Source organism: Marinobacter sp. CH_CUG1437-1, assembly GCF_037029655.1.
In the GTDB taxonomy this organism is placed as follows: Bacteria; Pseudomonadota; Gammaproteobacteria; order Pseudomonadales; family Oleiphilaceae; genus Marinobacter; species Marinobacter salsuginis.
The window spans coordinates 550,469-569,780 of sequence record NZ_JAYMEW010000001.1 but is presented as its reverse complement, the minus strand read 5'-3'; the positions used below and the strand labels follow the sequence as shown (position 1 = coordinate 569,780).

Below are 19,312 nucleotides of genomic sequence, written 5' to 3'. Positions count from 1 at the left end.
GAACCAACTCGAAGGAAGATCCTCCAGGCCATGTCATCGGCGAAGCCACAGAGCAAACAACCGGGTACCGCAGATCTCAATAATCCGCTGTACTACCTCGAAAATATGGAAACCCTCCTTGGCTGGGTACAGCGCCACCACGGCGATTTGCTGACCGGGGACGAGCTGGATCGACTTGCGAGCTTCCATTCCCTTTCCCGGCCGGCGCGGGCTCTGCTGACCCGCATGGTGATGCGCACAGGCGATCTGTTTCGCTCGGAAAAACTCAATTACCCGGAGCTGGGCGTTCCGGAAAGCCGCGCCCTGGAAGAACTTGATGGTGAGGACTGGCTGGATACCGACCCCCTGCTCAGCCTGGATGAACTTTTCCGGCTGTTTACCCTGGGAGAGCTGCGGCCTGCTGCGAGGCCTTTGCTGGAGGCGGCCGGAAAGCCTGCCAACCTGCCCAAAGGCCAGATGCGCGATGCACTGCTTCCGCAATTTCCCGACCCTCTAACCGTTGCTGACTGGCTGGGTCAGCACGCCAGGCCAGTGATTCGGCTCAAAACCATGGCCCTGTTTGATCGGGTTCGCCTGATGTTTTTTGGCAATCTTCGCCAGAGCTGGTCGGATTTTGTGCTGGTGGAACTGGGTCATCAGCAGTACGAACCAGTTTCGTTTACACCGGATTCCCGGGCGTTCCAACATCGTTCCGAGGTTGATCTTTACCTCGCCATGCATCGGTGCCGGGAAAGGCTGGATGAAGGCGTACCTGCCGCAGAGGTCTGGTTCGACGTACCTGGCCCTTGTGAAAATGCCTGGTTGACCAGCCGCCGGGACCGGTTATTGCTGGAATTGGGTCGGCAGGCGGAGCGCCAGGGAGAGCGGGAGCTGGCGGCGGATGCCTTCGCCAGCAGCGGCCATCGGGAAGCGCGGCTGAAGCAGCTTCGGTTGCTCGAGAGGATGAAACGCCACGAGGAAGCCTGGGCCATTGCGTCGGAGTGGCAGAGCCATGATCTGAGCGACGCCGAAGCCCAGGGCCTGGCACGGATCCTGAAACGGCTCGCAAGCAGGCTTGGCAAGACACCACCAGTGCCGCCAGCGCGACCAGCCATCCGGGACATCACCTTTACCCTGCCGAAGCCGGCAATGGGATCGGTTGAATACGCCGTACAGCAACACCTGCATCGGGAAGAGACGCCTGCGTTCTATGTGGAAAACACCCTGATCAATGGCCTGTTTGGCCTGCTCTGCTGGCAAACCATCTTTGCCCCGGTGGCGGGGGCGTTTTTCCATCCGTTCCATGTCGGCCCTGCGGACCTGACCCGGGAAGATTTTGTCAGCCGCCGTCAGGCCGCGTTCGAACAGTGCTTCGCTCGGCTGGCCGATGGCAGCTACCGGGAGCGGATTCTGGCGAATTACCGGGCGAAACAGGGTACCACCAATCCTTTCGTGATCTGGCCCGTCATCAACGAGGAACTCCTCAGCCTGGCCTTGGACTGCATTCCAGCAGCGGATCTGGAAACCCTCTTCCGCCGCCTGTTACGGAATATCCGGGAGCATCGCAGTGGCTTCCCCGATCTGATTCGTTTCTTTCCCGGCGCCACAGATACCGAAAAGCGTTACGAAATGGTTGAAGTGAAAGGGCCGGGCGATCGGCTGCAGGACCATCAGATACGTTGGCTCGAATTTTTTGCCGTTGAGGGTATCCCCGCCAGTGTCTGCTATGTGCGCTGGCAAGAGGATGGGGTGCTGGAATGACGGTGAAGGTAGCCGTCCGGACCCTGTGCGAATTTGCCGCCCGTAGCGGCGATCTGGACTTTCGCTACACCCCGGCTCCCAGTGCCGAAGAGGGCATCGCCGGCCACCAGGCAATACAATCCCGTCGCGGCTATGGCTATAAAAGCGAGTATTTACTGACTGGTGAATGCCGGGGGTTATTGCTTTCCGGGCGCGCCGATATCTACAACCCGCACCGCTGCCGGCTGGAAGAAATCAAGACCCATCGGGGAGACCTGTCCCGAATCCGCGAGCATCAAAGGGCGCTCCACCGGGGCCAGTTGCGAGCCTACGGCGCGCTTTTGTGTCGACAGGAAAACGTCAAAACCCTGGAGCTGGCGCTGATCTATTACGACACCGGCAGGGACAAGGAAACACCGGTGGTGGAGACCGCCAGTGCCGATGAGCTCTGGCAGGAACTGGAAACCCTTTGCGGTCAATACAAGGCCTGGGCGGAACAGGAAGATCATCACCGCGAACAGCGCAATGCGCTGCTCGCCGGCCTTGCCTTTCCCTTCCCCGAATTTCGTCCCAGGCAACGCCAGCTGGCGGAGACGGTATACAAGAACGCGGTAAAGTCCGGCACTCTGCTTCTGGAAGCCCCGACCGGCCTGGGCAAGACCCTCGGCACACTGTTTCCGGCGCTGATGGCCATGGCCTCTGCCGGACAGGACCGGCTGTTCTATCTCACCTGTCGCAATACTGCCCGTCAGCTGGCCATGGATGCGGTGGCTCGCCTGCGTTCGGCTCAAGCGGGCCCGACCTGGCCCCTGAGAACCCTGGAACTGGTCTCCAAAGACGACGCCTGCGAACATCCGGACAAAGCCTGTCATGGCGATTCCTGCCCACTGGCCAAAGGATTTTTCGATCGGCTGCCCGATGCCCGGGCGGAAGCGGCCCAGACCGAAGGGATACTGGATCAGCACACATTGGCGAAGATCGCTGCCGGTCACGACATCTGCCCCTACTTCCTCGCCCAGGAAATGGCCCGGTGGAGCGATGTGGTGATCGGTGACGTGAACCGCCTGTTCGACCAATCCGCCCTGCTCCATGGTTTGATTCGCCAGAACAACTTGAAGGCCAGCGTGCTGTTAGATGAAGCCCACAACCTCGTGGATCGGGGCCGAGGCATGTATTCGGTCCGGCTGGATCAGCAGCGCTTGCTGAGGATCAAAAAGACCGCGCCAAAACCGCTGAAATCCGCCATCGACCGGACCGCACGGGCCTGGCAGAGCCTGATCCGCGATCATCAGGCAGACTCTGAACGCCTGGAGTTCCTGGCAACATTGCCGGCCCAGTTGCTCGGTGCCCTGCAGTCGATGGTTTCGAATCTGACTGATTACCTGGCCGATAATCCCCCGGATCTGGCATTGCAGGAACTCTTGTTCGAAAGCGTGGCTTTCATGAAGCTGGCGGACGCCTTCGGTGATCATTCCCTGTGTGAATTTCAGCGCGCTGGTCGGGGGCGGGCCAGCCTGACGATCCAGAATTTGATTCCGGCGGATTTCCTGCGGGAGCGGTTCGAGGCAGCGCATTCAGTTCTGCTTTTTTCCGCCACCCTGAGTCCCGGTGTTTACTACCGGGATTTGCTCGGGCTGCCTGAGGATTCGCGTTTTACCACGCTACCCAGTCCGTTCAGCGCAGACCAGTTGCAGGTGCACTTCACGCCGGAAATCAGCACGCGCCAGGTTCATCGGGAGGCATCACTCAAACCCATCGCCGAGCTGATCGCCCGGCAGTTCACGGAGCGGCCCGGGCATTACCTGGCGTTTTTCAGCAGCTTCAAGTACGCGCAGCAGGTTAGTGATGCCCTGGCCCGGCAGGCGCCGGATATTCCCCAGCGGGCACAGGCGCCGGGCATGTCGCCGCAACAGAGAGCTGAGTTTCTGGCAGGTTTCAGGGAGCCGGGTGGCAGCGTGGCGTTCGCTGTTCTGGGTGGGGTGTTCAGCGAAGGCATCGATTTGCCCGGGGATCAGCTCATCGGGGCGTTTGTTGCGACCCTGGGCTTGCCACCGTTTGATGCCTGGCACGACATTCTCAAGGCTCGACTCGAACAGCGCTTTGGCGCCGGTTATGACTACACCTATCTGATTCCGGGCTTGCAGAAAGTGGCCCAGGCGGCCGGTCGGGTGATTCGCACCCCGGAGGACCGGGGTGTGATCTGGCTGATCGATGACCGGTTTTTGAAGCCGGCCACCCATCGGCTGTTGCCGCGCTGGTGGTTCAACGCAGCAGAGTAGTTAACCGAATACAAAAAACGCCAGCTTGTTACCGTCGGGGTCCTTCACGTAGGCGCCGTAGAACTGGTTGGGAATCCGTTGCCCCGGCTCACCGTCGCAGGTGGCACCCAGCTCGATGGCTTTCTTGTACAAGGCATCCACACCTTCTTTCGACTCCGCAGGCAGGGCAACCATGTTGCCGTTGCCGGGATGGTTGGGTTCTTCATTGAAGGGAACGCAAACCGCGATCATGGGCGCTTTCATGCTCTTACCGATAAAGGCGATACGCCCCATATCCAGCAGCAGCCTCGCTCCCTGGTCGCTCAACAGTTCCGCATAGAATGCCTTTGCCCGTTCCATATCACTGACGCCAAGGGTGACGTATCCGATCATGCTTTTTCTCCATTCGGGTTGTTGTCGAACGCCAGAATACGCTGTTTTTTGGCTGTCAGCTCTATTCAGCGCCGATTTCGCTGACGACGACCTGATTTCTGCCTGCCCGTTTTGCCTGGTAAAGCAACTGGTCGCATGCGGACAGCAGATCCCGCACACCGTTTATGCTTTGGTCCCAGCATACGACCCCGGCACTCAAGGTAACGTTGAAGGGGGTGTCATCTTCACTGAGAAAACTCTCTGTCTCCATACCGATACGTAGGGATTCGGCAACCTGGCAGGCATCACTCAAGGTGGTGTGAGGCATCAGAACGATAAACTCTTCGCCTCCGGTGCGTGCAACAATGTCGGTTTTGCGAGTCCGCGTTTCGATCAGATTGGCCACCGTGCGCAATACCTTATCGCCGGTGAGATGGCCCCAGGAATCGTTGACGCTTTTGAAGAAATCGATGTCCAGGGAAAGCAACGAGAACGGATGGTTGTAGCGGGCGGATTGGTCAGCCAGTTCCTCAAGTTTTCTGAGCAGGTATCTCCGGTTGTAGAGTCCTGTCAGTTCATCGGTAATCGTGAGGGCTTCCAGCTGGAATTCCAGGCGCTTCTGGTCGTCGATATCCGTAATAACGCCATGCCAGGTAGTACTACCGTCGGGATTTCTCTCCGGCTGGGAAACCCCTCGCAACCATTGGGTCTGGCCATCTTTGATGATGCGGTATTCACAAACCCATTCGCTTAGCGTCTTGCGGGAGAGTTCGATAGTCTCGTGAACTTTTGCGACATCCTCTGGGTGAATGGTTTCGAACATCCGTTCCGGGTTGGTCTGGGTTTCCGCGGCCGTTACGCCATAGAAATCCTTGGCCTTGCGGCTCATATAGGGGAAGTGAAAACTGCCATCTTTATTGAGAGTAAAGGTATATATGACCCCGGGGAGAGATTCGGCAAGCTGCTGCAGCTGGTGCTGGGAAACTTTCTCTTCCGTGACATCAAGATGCGTACCCATCAGCCAACGGCTTTCTGCCGTCTGGTCATTGTTGAACAGGGTTCCGCGGGTGTGGATGTAACGCCAGTCACCGTCCTTGTGAAGCATGCGAACTACGCACTCGAACTTGGTGGCCTCCCGGTTAAGGTAAGCATTGAGAGCCTCGTGCGCTGATTCGACATCGCTGGGATGACTGAGGCGCTCCCACGTCTCGAAGGATAGAGGTTCAAGCTCTTCCAGGGTATAGCCGAGCATACTGGCCCAGCGTTCGTTGAAGATAATTTCGCCGGTGTCCAGATTGTATTCCCAGGTACCCGCGCCAGTACCATCGAGAATGGCATTGAGCCTTGTTTCTGCAGACAGATGCATGTGATCCCTCACACGAAGGCCGCGATTTCGCGGCTAGTTCTGGCCCGAACGATAACGGGCCCAAGTGAAAGTGTTGGCCCATTCGAGCGCTTCTGCAAGTGGAAGCGGTGGGCTGTAACGATAACCCTGGCCAACATCGCAGCCAAGAGACAGTAGACGCTCCTCCTGTTCGGCCGTTTCTACCCCTTCTGCCACAGTACGCCTCTGAAAACTCTGGGACAGGCGCAAAATCGCTTCTACGATCATCGAGTTATCCTGGTTCCCGATCAGATCTCCCACGAAGGTTCGATCTATTTTCACTTCCTGGGCCGGCAACGTCCGGAAATAGTTCAATGATGAGTAACCGGTGCCGAAATCGTCCAGGGAAATGCCCAGTCCGGCATTGCGGCAAACACTGAGGTTTTTCATGACCGTGGTGGTGTCGTCCAGGGCAGTGGTTTCAAGGATTTCTATGATCAGCCGGTCCCGCACCTCGTGAGGGCATTCGTTCATGGTGCCGGTGATGTCATCCGGGAAGTGTTCGCTCAGGAAGTGGGAGGGGCTCAGGTTGATGCTGACGGTATACGGCAACCCCAGGTTCATGAATTCGCAGATCACGCCGACTGCGCTTTCCATCACGAACAGGCCAACCTGTCTGGCGTATTCGGTGAATTCAAGGTGCTCCAGGAATCGGGCCGGCGACAGAAGCCCCTCCTCCGGGTGGTTCCAACGGATCAGTGCCTCAAAACCCTCTACCGATCCGGTGCGGTAGTTGATCTTGGGTTGGTAGTAGAGCTCGAACTGCTTTTTCGCCAGTGCCTCGTCAACCTGCTCGAGAACGCGGACACGCTCTTTCCGGGTATAGTGGGAGGCGAGGTCAAACAGGCTGTAGCTGTCTTTGCCCGCATCTTTTGCCGCATACATCGCTTGGTCGGCATGCCGGAGCAGTGTATCCGGATCCTCGGCGTCGTCAGGATAAACGGTCACACCCATGCTGGCCGACAGTTTCATGACAGAATTCTGGTAACTGATCGGGCGGCGTACAACTTCCAGAATGCGGTTGTAGACCGTCGAATCCTCCACATCCCGGAGTATGGCGACAAATTCGTCTCCCCCGAGACGACCGATGGCGTCATGTTGCCTCACAGTTGCTTTCAGGCGTTCGGAGATGATTTTCAGGACTGCATCACCAACTGCGTGGCCATGTTGGTCGTTGATGCCTTTGAAGCCATCCAGATCGATAAAACAGAGGGCAACTGTGCCTTCTCGCAGGTTCGCCTCGTGCAGCTCCTGGGTGAAAATCTCAGTGAGTTTCCGGCGGTTGGGCAAATCGGTGAGGGCATCGTAGTTCGCCGCTTTTTCAAGGCGTTTCTGGTGTTGCTGCTTCTCATGGTGCAACCTTTTGCGCTCGATCAGGTTGCCGAGGGTTTGCAGCAAAGGCTCGAGCTCTTCGGCCAGTTTTACTTTGTATCCGCCGAGACGGTTCGCCAGCCCCACCAGTCCAACTTGTTGATCTCCGGAAAACACCGGAATACCGATATAGGCATCAATATCTGGGTGCCCCTGAGGGAGCCCGCCGCGGCGAGGGTCGGTCGCGACATCGCTGGAAATGACCACCTCCCCCGAGGTCATGGGAAGTGCAATCAGGGTGTCCAGGCGATCGAACACAAGCCCTCGTCGTTCGACCTGTTGATACAACGCCTGGGTTTTGGGGTTCCAGGCAATATTGGTGATCGCTCCGATTTTCAGATAAGGGACGCCATTCTCTTTTGACAGGGTTTCGCCAATAAACCCGAACTGGCTGCCGGTGAGCGACAGGAGATCGTTGAGCATCTGCTCGAAGGCCGCATTCTGGTTGTCACTGGTCAGAAAGACATTCAAAGCTCGCTGGATCGATCGGTTCAGGTGAGACACTTCCACGAATTCATGGTTCTCGATCGACAGGTACGTTCGCTCGAGCTCGTCCTCGATCATCGTGGCAAGGTTTCGGAGGATGTCCAGATCCAGCTCCCCGAAATCACGGGGCTGATCGTCGATGATGCAAATGGTGCCAATTTTGAAACCGGTCGGCTCACGTACCGGCATGCCGGCATAGAAGCGGATGTTGGGATGTCCTGTAACCAGTGGGTTCTGTGAAAAGCGAGGGTCCTTTGTAGCGTCGCAGACGATAAACGCCTTGTCCTGCTGAATGGCATAATCACAGAAAGCAACAGGGCGGGGGGTCTCGCTGACATCAAGGCCCTGACGCGACTTGAACCATTGACGGTTGGCATCAAGCACCGAAAAAAGAGCCGTTTTTACACCATAGTACTGGCGGGCAATCCGGGTAAGCCTTTCAAAACGGTCTTCCGGGGGCGTATCGAGAATGCCCAAACGCTCAAGGGCGGTGAGCCGTCGTTTTTCCAGGGTACTGCTATCCATGGTCGTGACTCACTTTGCTAGGCCGGGTGGTTATTTATTGAACAAAGCTCGGCGGCGTCCATCCTCCTGTCACTTGAAACGTACGACCAGCTCGTGCAAATCGTTCGCAATCTGCTCAATGTTTTTAACGCACTCGGTGGACTCTTCACCTTTGGACAGGTTGTTGGATGCCAGATCCGAGATTTTCTCCACTTGCTCGTTGATCTGATCCGACACCTGGGCCTGCTCCTCCACGGCAGCTGCCATCTGCATTGCCATTTCGGCAATGTTGGAGACGGATTCAGCAATGTCATTAAGGGTGCTCTCGGCCGAAAGCATTTTTTCCATGCCCTCGTCTGCCGAAAGCTTGCCCTCGTCGGCTTTCTGGTTGGCCTCCTCGGAGCGGGCAATCAGTTCGCTGACAATGCCATGGATTTCACTCGTTGAATTGCGGGTCCGGGATGCCAGGCCCCTTACCTCTTCGGCCACAACGGCGAATCCGCGTCCATGCTCGCCGGCCCTCGCCGCTTCAATGGCGGCATTCAGGGCCAGCAGGTTGGTCTGCTCTGCAATCTCTTCGATAATTTTTGCGGCTGAGGCTATCTGCTGAGTCTGCTGAGCCAACTCGCCAACGGAAGCGCTAATGCCATGAACGGAACCTTTGAGAGATTCAATGGCTTCCCGGGTCCCGCGCACAACGGAACGCCCCTCATTGGCAAACTCTTTTGCGCCATCCGCCCGCTCTGCCGTGGACTGGACGTTCGAGGAGACCTCCGCAATGGTATGGGACATCTCGTGTACGGCTGCCGCAACCTGTTCGGTTTCGGCCTGCTGCTGTTTGAGGGCCTCCTGAGCTTCGAAGCTGACTTCGCGACCTTTCACAGAATACAGTCGCATCTCATCGGCGGAGTCTTCAAGCCGGGTGAGTACCGCATCAAGGTGAGCTTGTTGGGCCTTTACTGCAACCTTGATACGCCCAAGTGGCAAATCGTCATCAGTGTAGCTTCTTGCGGCCAGATCATCTGTGAAGCTGTGTGCCAGTAGCCTGGTGACCGAGCCCATCAGCTGTTTTCTGGCCAGATGCATCCAGCCGGCATAGGCAATCACGCCCCCAGCCAGCACAAGCTCGGACAACATTTTCTGATCGGCAAGAAACAGTGCCCCTGTGACAATGAAAACAAGCGCCAAAAAGATGGTGGGGGGTTGGACGCGGCGCCAGAAAGGGGTTCCTGTTCTGCCCGCCCTCAGGGCTGCGTACAGCTTTTCTGCGCGCTCGACGTCCTTCCTGTCGGGACAGGATCTCACGGACTCGTAGCCGACTACCTTGCCGTTTTCGGTGACCGGGGTAACGTAGGCACTGACCCAGTAGAAATCGCCGTTCTTGCAACGGTTCTTTACCAGGCCCATCCAGGGCTGTCCGGCCTTAAGGTGTGCCCACATGTTCTCATAGGCGGCGGGTGGCATATCGGGATGCCGGACAATGTTGTGAGGCTGGCCAATCAGCTCGTCCCGGCTGAAACCACTTATCTCCACAAAGGCCGAATTACAGTGCCTAATCTTACCTTTGAGATCTGTGGAGGAAATAAGTTTCTGATTGGGTGAGAAGGTTTTTTCGTTGTCCGTAACCGGTAGGTTTCTGCGCATTATCAACCCTGACATTAGCGTAAAAGACTTATTACCAAGTCAGGGTAGGACAAATATTGCAATAACTCTATCGGTGGGAACGGTGAAGGGCCTCAGGAATTTCCCTAATGACAACGCCCGAGGCGCTACCCGCCAACGCGATACGTGGCGCTGGCGGGCTGTTTGTTCGTGGGGCAGCCTCCATTGGTAAGCCTCTCCCAGGGGTTAACGCTTTGCTGGCCGGGCCAGCCACTCATGCCCCTTCAACATCCCGTGCCAATACAGCGTTGGCAGCTGCTTGGCCTTCAACCACCAGGCGGCCCGGGTGGCCTTGGTGCCATCGTTGATCCATTTCGGGAAGCTGGGCTGCAGTACTCCGCCATATCCGAACTCCGCCAGTACAATTTTGCCGTTTTCCACCGTCAGCGGGCAGGAGCCGTAGCCCAGATACGCGGCCTCAAGCGGCTGGTTTCGGAGCGTGGCCACCAGGTTCTCAGCCACCACTGGCGCCTGTTTACGCACTGCAGCGGCGGTTTTGGCGTTGCCGGTTCCGCTAACGTCCCCAAGCCCAAAGACATTGGTGTAGGTTTTATGGCGCAGGGTATCGTCCTCAAGATCCAGCCAGCCGCCTTCGTTGGCCAGGGCAGATTCACGAATCAGCTTTGGTGCCCGCTGGGGTGGGACGGCGTGCAGCATGTCAAAGCTGATCTCGCGCTCCTGGCTGTTGCCCTCGCTGTCGGTTGAGCGGAATACCGCTGTCTGTGCGGGCCCGTTTACGGCAACCAGTGTGCTCTGGAAATTCAGGGCGATGCCGTATTTTTCGATATAGGCTTCCAGGGCCGGGACGTAATCGGCCACACCGAACAGAACGGCGCCGGCGTTATGGAACTGGATATCCAGATTGTTCAGCACGCCGTGTTTGAGCCAGTAATCGGCAGACAGGTACATGGCTTTCTGGGGCGCGCCTGCACATTTGATCGGCATGGGAGGCTGACTGAAAAGCGCTCGGCCGTTCTTGAGATTCTGGACGAGATCCCAGGTGTAGCTGGCCATGCCCTCGCGGTAATTGGACGTGACCCCATTGGAGCCCAACGCCTCCTCCAGGCCTTCGATGCCGCCCCAGTTCAGCTCCAGCCCCGGAGCGAGCACCAGGGCTTTGTATTCCATGGAAGAACCGTCACCCAGAGTAACCCGGTTGTTGTCCTGGTCGATGGCGCTTACCGGTTGCTGGTACCAGGAAACAAAAGCGGGCATGACTTCTGCCATAGGCTTGGAGGTGACTTCCGGCCGGAAAACCCCACCACCCACCATGGTCCAGCCCGGTTGGTAATGATGCCGGGTAGCGGGCTCAATGATGGCAATGTCGATATTGCTGTCCCGCTTATGAATGCTGGACGCCACCGAGATACCGGCCGCCCCGCCGCCTACGATTACGACCGTATGGGTTTTGACGTTGCCCGTGGTGGTTGTGTTGCTGGTCATGCCTCGAACCTCTTGTCTTTGTTTGCTGCGCGCGAGTGAGCTTGAGATATATCAAAGGGTACCAAACTTATGAGTCTATCGTTAGAATAAAAGGAAATATAAGGGCGGGGTCAGCTTTAAGGCAGGCATAGCTCTGAAAGTGACTTTGTCACTGAAGCTCATTCCCTGGCCAGATACATTGATTTTGAAGTCTTTCGATCAACCAAAAAGGAGTTTTTCCCATGATCAAATCAATCAAGGCCGTCGCCGCAGCTGCACTGATTGCAGCCGTCCCTTTCAGTGTTCAGGCCGACAGCCACAAAGGCGGCGTCGAAGAGGTGCTGGTCATCCTGTCCAGCGATTCGCTGCAAACCCAGGGCATGGCAATGGTGCTTTCGAACACCATGGCCCAGCAGGGAGCCAAGGTAAACGTGTTGCTTTGTGACAAAGCCGGTGACCTGGCACTCAAGTCCTACGAAGCGCCTGCGCTCAAACCCAAGAATGTAACGCCGGGGCAGATGCTGCGCGGCCTGTTGAAAAACGGTGGTGATGCTAAAGTCTGTGCGCTGTATTTACCGAACAGTGAATACAGCAAAGATGATCTGATTGATGGCGTTGGGGTGGCCATGCCGCCGGAAATGGCCGGCCAGATGCTGAACCCGAAGATGCGTACATTCACCTTCTGAGGGCGGAAGCCCGGGGCTGGGCCGACCCCGGGCGTTTACATTCCAATCACGGGCGATAGATTTTCTCTGGATTGAGCGTCATAGACCATGGCAGGCCTTCATTCTGCCAGCCATTCACAATTCTCATGCCTTTCTTTTTACCTTCTTTGGCACCACTGCCCTGAAAGCCGTGGTCAATGTATTTCACATTGGTGAAGCCCCGCTCCATCAGGTATTCGGCGCTGGGCTTGCCGCGGCTGGAACCGGAACGACACATGGTAATGACCAGGTCATCCCTGGTGAGGCCTTTTTCTCTCAGGGCTTCTTCTATCTGTGAAGCGAAATCCCGATTTGTGTTCATGGCAAACCGGCCTTTATCCGAGAGAAAGTCTGAGCGATCCGCCAGTTTGAACGGGATATTCTTGTCGACCATATCGGTGAAGCCGATAAACATAATTTCAATCGGATCCCGGACGTCGACAAATAGCAGGCGATCACCTTGCTCCTGAACGAGGTCATAGGTTTCCTGTGGGGTCAGGGATAGCGCGTCTTCCGCCTGGGCGTTGAAGCCGATGGCAAGGGTGACAAGCAGAGCTGTCAGTATCAGTTTCATGGGGGGCCTCCTGCATTGGGGGGGGCCGCCAAACGGCGGGCCCCGATATTATCCGCGAACCGGATCAGAGCTTGGTGGTGCGGAGGTACGGACGGATCTCATTCCAGCCCTGTGGGAACAGGCCTTTGGCTTCCTCATTGGAAATGGAGGGCGGAATGATCACATCGCCTCCTTTGCGCCAGTCGGCCGGCAGGGCAACCTTGTTGGCATCACCGGTTTGCAGGGCATCGATGACCCGGAGGATTTCGTCGAAGTTGCGGCCCACCGCCATCGGGTAGGTCATGGTCAGACGAATCTTCTTGTCTGGGTCGATGATGAACACGCTGCGTACGGCGGCGGTTTCGCTCTCGCCGGGGTGGATCATTTCGTATAGTTCGGCCACTTTGTGGTCTGCGTCAGCAACGATCGGGAACTGGAGATTGCAGTTCTGGGTGTCGTTGACATCGTCAATCCACTTTACGTGCTCTTCCACGGTGTCAGTGGAAAGGCCCAGGGGCTTTACGTTGCGGGCTTCGAATTCTTTCGCCAGCTGAGCGGTGCGGCCCATTTCAGTGGTGCACACCGGCGTGAAGTCGGCCGGGTGGCTGAAGAAGAATACCCAGGAATCGCCGGCCCAGTCGTGGAAGTTGATCTGGCCTGCAGTACTGTCGATGGTGAAGTTCGGGGCGGTAGAGCCAAGCAATAAACTCATGATGAATCTCCTGTCGGGTTTTACTGGTGGAGGCTGTTGGCCTCTTGATGTTGGAATAACAATAACCCGTTCAGCAGCCGTTATCCAATATAGTTATATCTATAGAACAAATAGGTTTAACGAATTGAAGCCGCGAACCTCAGTATTGAATTGACAATATTTTGGAAACGCAGCTCTGCAACCTGTCCAACAGGTTTCTTTGTGCCATGATTCCAATTGATTGATTCATCACGCGATGGCTCCCTGTATAAATGATCCTAAGCCGAACAACCTTCACGCTGACGCTCTTCCTGCTGACGAGTCTGTTGACCGGCTGCGCACTGCCCTCTCTGAAAGACCGGTCACAGTCTGAAGCTTTCTCGCAGGAGCAGACAGCAGGCACCCGCCTTGGCCGGGCAGTTGGCTACGAAGTCGAAAACCACCCTGGCCTGAGTGGTATTGCGACACTGCAGAGCCCCCTTGATGCTTTCGTTGCCCGAGCGTTGCTTGCCGAGGCCAGCGATCGATCCCTGGATGTTCAGTACTACATCTGGCAGGACGATATTACTGGCAAGCTGCTTCTGTACTCGCTGTATCGGGCCGCCGAGCGCGGCGTGCGGGTCCGGCTGCTTCTGGATGACAACGGCATCGCAGGCATGGATGAGTGGCTGTCTGCGCTGAATCATCATGACAACGTCGAGGTTCGGCTGTTCAATCCGTTCGTCATTCGCAGTTCCCGGGCCCTCGGTTTCCTGACCGACTTCGGCCGCCTGAACCACCGCATGCACAACAAGTCATTTACGGCTGACAACCAGGCCACCATTATTGGCGGCCGGAATGTTGCCGATGAGTATTTCGGGGTTGGCAGCGGTGCCCTGTTCTCGGACCTGGATGTCCTGGCCATCGGGCCTGTCGTGGACCGTGTTTCGCAGGATTTTGATCGTTACTGGGCAAGTGAGTCCTCGTACCCGGCGGATCGGTTGTTGTCTGCAGTCGGCGATGAAGATCTGGATGCGTTGGAAACCAGTCTTGCGGCCGTTGAACAGAATGCCGAGGCTCGTCGTTTTGTAGCGGCTTTGCGCAATTCAGAGTTCCTTCAAGAGTTACTGGACCAGGAGGTTTCGTTTGTCTGGGCGCCGGTCGAGATGGTGAGCGATGATCCGGCCAAAGCCCAGGGGCTCGAAGAGGAGCACGGTTTATTGAGCCAACAGCTGGCCCTGGCCCTCGGTGAACCCGAAAAGACAGTAACCCTGGTTTCGCCCTACTTCGTTCCCGGCAACCTCGGCGTAGAGTTATTCCGCGATCTGGAAGCGAGCGGCGTGGAGGTGCGGATTCTCACCAATTCCCTGGAAGCCAACGACGTTGCCCTGGTGCATTCAGGCTATGCGAAATACCGGGAGGCTCTATTAGAAGCGGGTGTTGAACTGTTCGAATTGCGTAAATTCAGGTCGGAAAATGAGGACGAGCACCAGAGCTCTGGCGGCATGGTTGGCAGCTCTGCGGCCAGCCTCCACGCCAAAACCTTTGCCGTGGATGGCGAGACGCTCTTTGTCGGTTCCTTCAACTTCGACCCCCGTTCAGCAAACCTCAACACCGAGCTGGGCTTTCTGATCAAGAGCCCGGAACTGGCCAATGCTCTGGAGTCGGCCTTTCCCGAACAGGTCAGGCTGGCGGCCTACGAAGTAATACTGGACGAGGACGGCGAACTGCGTTGGCTGGAATTCAATGGAACGGACACGATCGAGCACCATCATGAGCCCAATGTCGGCGCCTTCAAGAGGGCATTGGTGTATCTGTTTTCGTTGTTGCCGGTGGAGCCGTTGCTTTAAGCCAGGTGTGGTTTGGAGTCCCATATTGCAGGGTTGGGTTGTTGAACACTTGGTAGCAAGTGGGCTGGTGCCCTTCTATAATCACAACTATGAAAAAGCTGATCTTGAAATTGAATGACCGCACCCCTGAAACGCTCTCGATGAAGCGCTTGGGACAGTACATTACCCATCTCTCCGATATGCTCGGAGAAGTGGAGCATGTGCATTTTGATTCGGTCAGCAAGGGTAGTGCCATGCTGAATGTGGATATTGAAGACCTGTATTATCAGAAGGTTCTTACACATGTGCGGGAAGTACCAAATGGCATGGGCACAAGAAAACAGCAATCGGCACATCGTAGTTTGAAGCAGCTTATGGATGAGGATGGCACAGGAGGTGCGATTTTGAACGATGCGGATACTCAAATACTGTCGTTCAGGAAACGGCCGGATGATGAAAAATCCCTGATGGTCAATAAGTCGGGTTCCGTCCAGGGGCGTTTGTACCGTGTTGGCGGCAAAGACGAAACTATACCCGTGAGTCTGGAAGGCGCTAATGGCGAAACACTTCGTTGTGAGGCATCTATCGAGATTGCCCAAGGGTTGTCATCATTGCTGTTCAAACAGGTTCGGGTCAGTGGCCATGGAACCTGGGAGCGCTTGCCGGAAGGTGGCTGGAGGCTCAAAAAGCTCAGAATCGAATCTTACCAGGAGCTGGATACGGCCAAGATGGGTGATGTGGTCGGTCGGCTCCAGGCGATCGGCGGTTTGAAATGGGCGGACATGGAAGATCCGCATGGAGTGGCCAGGGATCTGAGAGGCTGATTTGAAGTTATTAGTTGATAACAACATCCTGATCCAGATTCTCGCCCCGAACAAAACGGGTCTTACCCATCCCGAAACGAAGGTTGTACTGGATCGTTTGGAGGAACGTGCGCAGGCCTTTGTCGCCGAGGCTGAGAGACGTAAAGCCCTGATTCTGATACCGGCACCGGTACTGTCGGAATTCCTGATTGGTGTGGAAGCATCGAAGTATCAGGCGTATCTGGATGTCCTCAACGGCAGTGCCTGTTTGGAAGTGGTAGATTTCGATACCGCTGCCGCGATTGAGTGCGCCCAGCTTCCTGACAAGAGGGAGCTTGCCCAGATCTCTCCGGAACAGTATGCCAAGAAGCTTACTTATGATCGCCAGATCGTTGGAATCGCGCTTGCCACCACGGCAGATGAAGTCTGGTCCCATGATGACTCACTTCGCAAGATTGCCAGCTCAAGAGGCTTAACGGTCAAATCGTTAGCGGATATTGAGCCGCCGGCAGTTCAGAGCCAGATGTTTCCACCTGATGATGACAGCTGATTACGGGCTTGCTCACCGGTATTCTGTGTATCTGACCTTCCCCGGGCGCTTGTAATTGCTGCTAGCTAGATCTGTCCCCTTACGGTCGGCATGGGCGAAGATTTGGTCTACCCGGCGGACGATCTCGGTCTGCTCCTCTAACTTGGGCGCATGAATCACGAAGGCTCCTAGTGAGGATGTATTCAAGTCACGCGTGTGCAGTTACGGAAAACGAGAACAAGATGGGAAAGAAAAGCGGGAAAATGGTCGGCGTGGCAGGATTCGAACCTGCGACCCCTTCGTCCCGAACGAAGTGCGCTACCAAGCTGCGCCACACGCCGATCAACGGCCGGTATTATACGGATTCGCTCTGGTTTTACCAGCCCTCGGCGGACAAAAGGGCATCCGTAAATTTGCTGAGATTATCGTAGATACTGACATCGGCGCCCGGTATGGGCCTGGCGTCCAGGTGGCGCTCGGTTTCCTCGCCATTGCCAGTTCGTACCAGTACCGGGTGGCAGCCTTCTGCGTGCCCGGCTTCGAGGTCTTTTCGGCTGTCGCCAACCATGATGGCCCCTTCGAGGCTGGTCAGGTGGAAGTGCTGTCGAATCTGTTCCAACAGGCCGGTCAGTGGCTTGCGGCAGCCACACTGATCGTCGGGATGGTGGGGACAAAAGGCAATGAAATCGATGCAGCCCCCCTGGGCTTCCACCAGCTGCTCCAGCTTTTCATGCATGGCATCCAGCTCGTCGGTGTCGTAATAGCCTCGACCGATGCCGGACTGATTAGTGGCGATGGCAATCCGGTGGCCGGCATGACAGAGCCGGGCCACCGCTTCTATGCTGCCGGGAATGGGATGCCATTCATCCGCCGAGCAGATGTAATTGCCATCGTATTCATTGATGACCCCATCCCGATCCAGAATGATCAGCATCGCTGTGTGCGCGCCCCTTCGTCCGGCCTCAACCTGCTGTGGGCAGCAGGGAGATATCCGCAACGCGCAGGAACAGGTTCCGCAGCCGGTTCAGCAAGGCCAGACGGTTGTTCCGGATGGCCTCATCGTCGGCCATCACCATCACCTCGTCAAAGAAGTTGTCCACCGGTTCCCGCAGGCTGGCCAGGGAGCTCAGGGCACTGGCGTAATCGCCGTTCTCGAACAGCGGCAGGACCCTGGCGGACTGCTGGTCGACCTGCTCGGCCAATGCCTTTTCCGCGCTGTCCTGCAGCAGGCTGGCGTCGACGGTTTCTCCGATGCTGTCACCACCCTGCTTGGTCAGGATGTTTGAAACTCGCTTGTTGGCGCCGGCCAAAGCCTGCGCTTCAGGCAGCTGGCGGAAGGCTTCCACCGCCTTAACTCGGCGGTCGAAATCCAGCGGGCGAGTCGGACGGCGGGCGTGAACGGCCAGGTAAACCTCGGCACCAATGCCCTGCTCGTCGTAATGGGCGCGGAAACGCTCCAGCATGTATTCGACAACCGTGCTGGCGGTATTCTGCTCAGTCAGCACCGTGAAGTTCTGTTCCGCCCACTCGCAGCAGGTCTGCAGGTCCAGCGGCAGCTCACGCTCGATGATGATCCGCAGCACACCCAGAGACGCGCGGCGCAGGGCGAACGGATCCCGGGTACCGGACGGTGGCTGGTTGATGCCGAACAGACCCACCAGAGAGTCCAGCCGATCGGCAATGGCGATGGCACAGCCGGTGAGGGTAGTCGGCAGGTCGTCGCCGGCGAAACGGGGCATGTACTGTTCGTTCAGCGCCTTGGCCACGTCTTCCGGCTCGCCATCGTTGGCAGCGTAGTACTGGCCCATGATGCCCTGCAGATCGGTGAACTCCAGGACCATTTCGGTGACCAGGTCGGTCTTGGCAAGCATGGCGGCGCGCTCGGCCAGGGCCGGATCACTGCCGATTGCGTCGGCAATTTTCCTGGCCAGGGCCGCTACGCGTACGGATTTATCGTAGATACTACCCAGCTTCTCCTGGAACACGATGGGCTTGAGGGCGTTGATGCGATCCTCAAGCCTGGTCTTGCGGTCGGTTTCATAGAAGAACGCGGCGTCGGAAAGACGGGGCCGGATCACTTTTTCGTTACCGGAGATCACCTGGGACGGATCCTTGCTCTCGATGTTGGCAACGGTAATGAACAGCGGCAGCATTTCCCCGTCGGCGGCCACCACGTGGAAGTACTTCTGGTGTTCCTTCATGGAAGAAATCAGCGCTTCTGCCGGTACCTCGAGGAAACGCTCCTCGAAGCGGCCCATCAACGGCACAGGCCACTCGTTCAGTGCGGTGACTTCGTCCAGCAGGTCTTCATCAATGACCGCTTTGCCACCGGCTTCCTTCTCGGCCAGTTCGGTCACGCCGGCACGGATCTGTTCCCGGCGCTCCGCGAAGTCAGCGATCACATAGCCTTCCTGTTTGAGAACGACTTCGTAATCATTCGGCGTGGGCACGATCAGGGATTTCGGGCAGTGGAAGCGATGACCGCGGGTTTTGTTGCCCGGGTTCAGCCCCATGATCGGCGTTTCAATCACCTTGTTGCCAAACAGCATGACGACCCAGTGCACCGGGCGAACGAACTCGGTGCGGTGGGCGCCCCAGCGCATGCGCTTGGGAATCGGCAGGCTGGCCAGGGATTGCTCCACCAGTTCCGGCATCAGTTCCACGGTGGGCTTGCCCTGCTCGACCGTGCGGTATACCACCCAGGCACCCTTGTCGGTTTCCAGGGTGTCGAGCTGGTCCGGGGTGACGCCCAGGGAGGTGGCAAAGCCGGTCAGCGCGCGGGTCGGGTTGCCTGCATCGTCGAATGCCGCCTTGACGGCAGGACCACGCTTTTCAACCGACTTGTCCTGTTGGGAATCGGCCAGATCCCGGATGCGCACGGCCAGACGGCGCGGAGCGGCAAAACTTTCAACCTTTGCGAATTCGACGCCTGCTTCTTCCAGACCCCGGGCAATGCCCTGGGTGAAGGCATCAGAAAGCGGCTTGAGGGCCTTGGGGGGCAACTCTTCGGTGCCCAGTTCGACCAGAAAATCCTGTGTAGCCATGG

15 protein-coding genes and 1 tRNA gene are annotated in these 19,312 nt (G+C 57.1%); 6 read left to right on the top strand and 10 right to left on the bottom strand.

All coding sequences use genetic code 11. The annotated features are described in order from the left end of the window. Positions 1 to 30: 30 nt before the first annotated feature. A complete protein-coding gene (locus tag WA411_RS02640) occupies positions 31 to 1,740 on the top strand; it encodes a VRR-NUC domain-containing protein (protein ID WP_291904927.1) in 1,710 nt (569 codons plus the stop codon). Then, on the top strand, positions 1,737 to 3,998 hold the full coding sequence (locus WA411_RS02635; protein WP_291904930.1) for an ATP-dependent DNA helicase: 2,262 nt from the start codon (positions 1,737 to 1,739) through the stop codon (positions 3,996 to 3,998). Before WA411_RS02640 ends, WA411_RS02635 begins: the two co-directional genes overlap by 4 nt. Here WA411_RS02635 and WA411_RS02630 read toward each other — a convergent pair whose 3' ends face one another. From WA411_RS02630 to WA411_RS02610, 5 genes are all read right to left on the bottom strand, one after another. Beyond that, positions 3,999 to 4,370 (bottom strand): VOC family protein, encoded by a 372-nt coding sequence (locus tag WA411_RS02630; RefSeq protein WP_069182428.1) that lies wholly within the window; start codon positions 4,368 to 4,370, stop codon positions 3,999 to 4,001. A gap of 61 nt (positions 4,371 to 4,431) precedes the next feature. Next, on the bottom strand, positions 4,432 to 5,715 hold the full coding sequence (locus WA411_RS02625; RefSeq protein ID WP_291904935.1) for a sensor domain-containing diguanylate cyclase: 1,284 nt from the start codon (positions 5,713 to 5,715) through the stop codon (positions 4,432 to 4,434). Positions 5,716 to 5,748: 33 nt separating this feature from the next. Further along, positions 5,749 to 8,115: a sensor domain-containing phosphodiesterase gene (locus WA411_RS02620; protein WP_069182430.1), complete on the bottom strand. Its 2,367-nt coding sequence runs from the start codon at positions 8,113 to 8,115 to the stop codon at positions 5,749 to 5,751. Positions 8,116 to 8,184: 69 nt separating this feature from the next. Continuing rightward, a complete protein-coding gene (locus WA411_RS02615; RefSeq protein WP_273157780.1) occupies positions 8,185 to 9,738 on the bottom strand; it encodes a methyl-accepting chemotaxis protein in 1,554 nt (517 codons plus the stop codon). A gap of 204 nt (positions 9,739 to 9,942) precedes the next feature. Next, positions 9,943 to 11,199 carry an NAD(P)/FAD-dependent oxidoreductase gene (locus tag WA411_RS02610; protein WP_136630753.1) on the bottom strand — a complete coding sequence of 419 codons (1,257 nt, stop codon included), beginning with the start codon at positions 11,197 to 11,199 and terminating at the stop codon, positions 9,943 to 9,945. A gap of 221 nt (positions 11,200 to 11,420) precedes the next feature. On the opposite strand from WA411_RS02610, the gene WA411_RS02605 reads away from it, so the two are divergent. Then, the gene (locus WA411_RS02605) at positions 11,421 to 11,864 is read left to right on the top strand and encodes a hypothetical protein (RefSeq protein ID WP_136630754.1); all 444 of its coding nucleotides are present in this window, start codon (positions 11,421 to 11,423) and stop codon (positions 11,862 to 11,864) included. A 46-nt stretch (positions 11,865 to 11,910) separates the two neighbouring features. On the opposite strand, the gene WA411_RS02600 is transcribed toward WA411_RS02605, so the two are convergent. Together WA411_RS02600 and WA411_RS02595 are read right to left on the bottom strand one after the other, a co-directional pair. Continuing rightward, positions 11,911 to 12,456, bottom strand: coding sequence for a rhodanese-like domain-containing protein (locus WA411_RS02600; RefSeq protein ID WP_136630755.1), 546 nt, complete (start codon positions 12,454 to 12,456; stop codon positions 11,911 to 11,913). Between the two features lie 64 nt (positions 12,457 to 12,520). Beyond that, the gene (locus tag WA411_RS02595) at positions 12,521 to 13,147 is read right to left on the bottom strand and encodes a peroxiredoxin (RefSeq protein WP_222465764.1); all 627 of its coding nucleotides are present in this window, start codon (positions 13,145 to 13,147) and stop codon (positions 12,521 to 12,523) included. A gap of 251 nt (positions 13,148 to 13,398) precedes the next feature. Between WA411_RS02595 and WA411_RS02590 the strand changes: the two genes are divergently transcribed. The 3 genes from WA411_RS02590 (at position 13,399) to WA411_RS02580 (ending at position 16,287) form a co-directional block, all read left to right on the top strand. Continuing rightward, positions 13,399 to 14,955, top strand: coding sequence for a phospholipase D family protein (locus WA411_RS02590; RefSeq protein ID WP_291904948.1), 1,557 nt, complete (start codon positions 13,399 to 13,401; stop codon positions 14,953 to 14,955). Between the two features lie 89 nt (positions 14,956 to 15,044). Next, positions 15,045 to 15,758 carry a hypothetical protein gene (locus WA411_RS02585; protein ID WP_291904950.1) on the top strand — a complete coding sequence of 238 codons (714 nt, stop codon included), beginning with the start codon at positions 15,045 to 15,047 and terminating at the stop codon, positions 15,756 to 15,758. A 1-nt stretch (position 15,759) separates the two neighbouring features. Continuing rightward, positions 15,760 to 16,287, top strand: coding sequence for a type II toxin-antitoxin system VapC family toxin (locus WA411_RS02580; protein ID WP_291904952.1), 528 nt, complete (start codon positions 15,760 to 15,762; stop codon positions 16,285 to 16,287). A 243-nt stretch (positions 16,288 to 16,530) separates the two neighbouring features. Here WA411_RS02580 and WA411_RS02575 read toward each other — a convergent pair. The 3 genes from WA411_RS02575 to glyS form a co-directional block, all read right to left on the bottom strand. Beyond that, positions 16,531 to 16,607: transfer RNA gene (locus WA411_RS02575), tRNA-Pro, on the bottom strand. Between the two features lie 35 nt (positions 16,608 to 16,642). Next, a complete protein-coding gene (gene gmhB, locus WA411_RS02570; protein WP_291904955.1) occupies positions 16,643 to 17,200 on the bottom strand; it encodes a D-glycero-beta-D-manno-heptose 1,7-bisphosphate 7-phosphatase in 558 nt (185 codons plus the stop codon). A gap of 28 nt (positions 17,201 to 17,228) precedes the next feature. Continuing rightward, on the bottom strand, positions 17,229 to 19,310 hold the full coding sequence (glyS, locus tag WA411_RS02565) for a glycine--tRNA ligase subunit beta (RefSeq protein WP_291904959.1): 2,082 nt from the start codon (positions 19,308 to 19,310) through the stop codon (positions 17,229 to 17,231). Between the last annotated feature and the right edge of the window lie 2 nt (positions 19,311 to 19,312).

Excerpts from the sequence above, each read along its gene's own strand:
- WA411_RS02605 (WP_136630754.1), top strand. The coding sequence starts at position 11,421 with ATGATCAAATCAATCAAGGCCGTCGCCGCAGCTGCACTGATTGCAGCC.
- WA411_RS02600 (WP_136630755.1), bottom strand. The coding sequence starts at position 12,456 with ATGAAACTGATACTGACAGCTCTGCTTGTCACCCTTGCCATCGGCTTC.
- WA411_RS02635 (WP_291904930.1), top strand. The coding sequence starts at position 1,737 with ATGACGGTGAAGGTAGCCGTCCGGACCCTGTGCGAATTTGCCGCCCGT.
- WA411_RS02640 (WP_291904927.1), top strand. The coding sequence starts at position 31 with ATGTCATCGGCGAAGCCACAGAGCAAACAACCGGGTACCGCAGATCTC.
- WA411_RS02615 (WP_273157780.1), bottom strand. The coding sequence starts at position 9,738 with ATGCGCAGAAACCTACCGGTTACGGACAACGAAAAAACCTTCTCACCC.
- WA411_RS02610 (WP_136630753.1), bottom strand. The coding sequence starts at position 11,199 with ATGACCAGCAACACAACCACCACGGGCAACGTCAAAACCCATACGGTC.
- WA411_RS02590 (WP_291904948.1), top strand. The coding sequence starts at position 13,399 with ATGATCCTAAGCCGAACAACCTTCACGCTGACGCTCTTCCTGCTGACG.
- WA411_RS02585 (WP_291904950.1), top strand. The coding sequence starts at position 15,045 with ATGAAAAAGCTGATCTTGAAATTGAATGACCGCACCCCTGAAACGCTC.
- WA411_RS02630 (WP_069182428.1), bottom strand. The coding sequence starts at position 4,370 with ATGATCGGATACGTCACCCTTGGCGTCAGTGATATGGAACGGGCAAAG.
- gmhB (WP_291904955.1), bottom strand. The coding sequence starts at position 17,200 with ATGCTGATCATTCTGGATCGGGATGGGGTCATCAATGAATACGATGGC.
- glyS (WP_291904959.1), bottom strand. The coding sequence starts at position 19,310 with ATGGCTACACAGGATTTTCTGGTCGAACTGGGCACCGAAGAGTTGCCC.
- WA411_RS02620 (WP_069182430.1), bottom strand. The coding sequence starts at position 8,115 with ATGGATAGCAGTACCCTGGAAAAACGACGGCTCACCGCCCTTGAGCGT.
- WA411_RS02595 (WP_222465764.1), bottom strand. The coding sequence starts at position 13,147 with ATGAGTTTATTGCTTGGCTCTACCGCCCCGAACTTCACCATCGACAGT.
- WA411_RS02625 (WP_291904935.1), bottom strand. The coding sequence starts at position 5,715 with ATGCATCTGTCTGCAGAAACAAGGCTCAATGCCATTCTCGATGGTACT.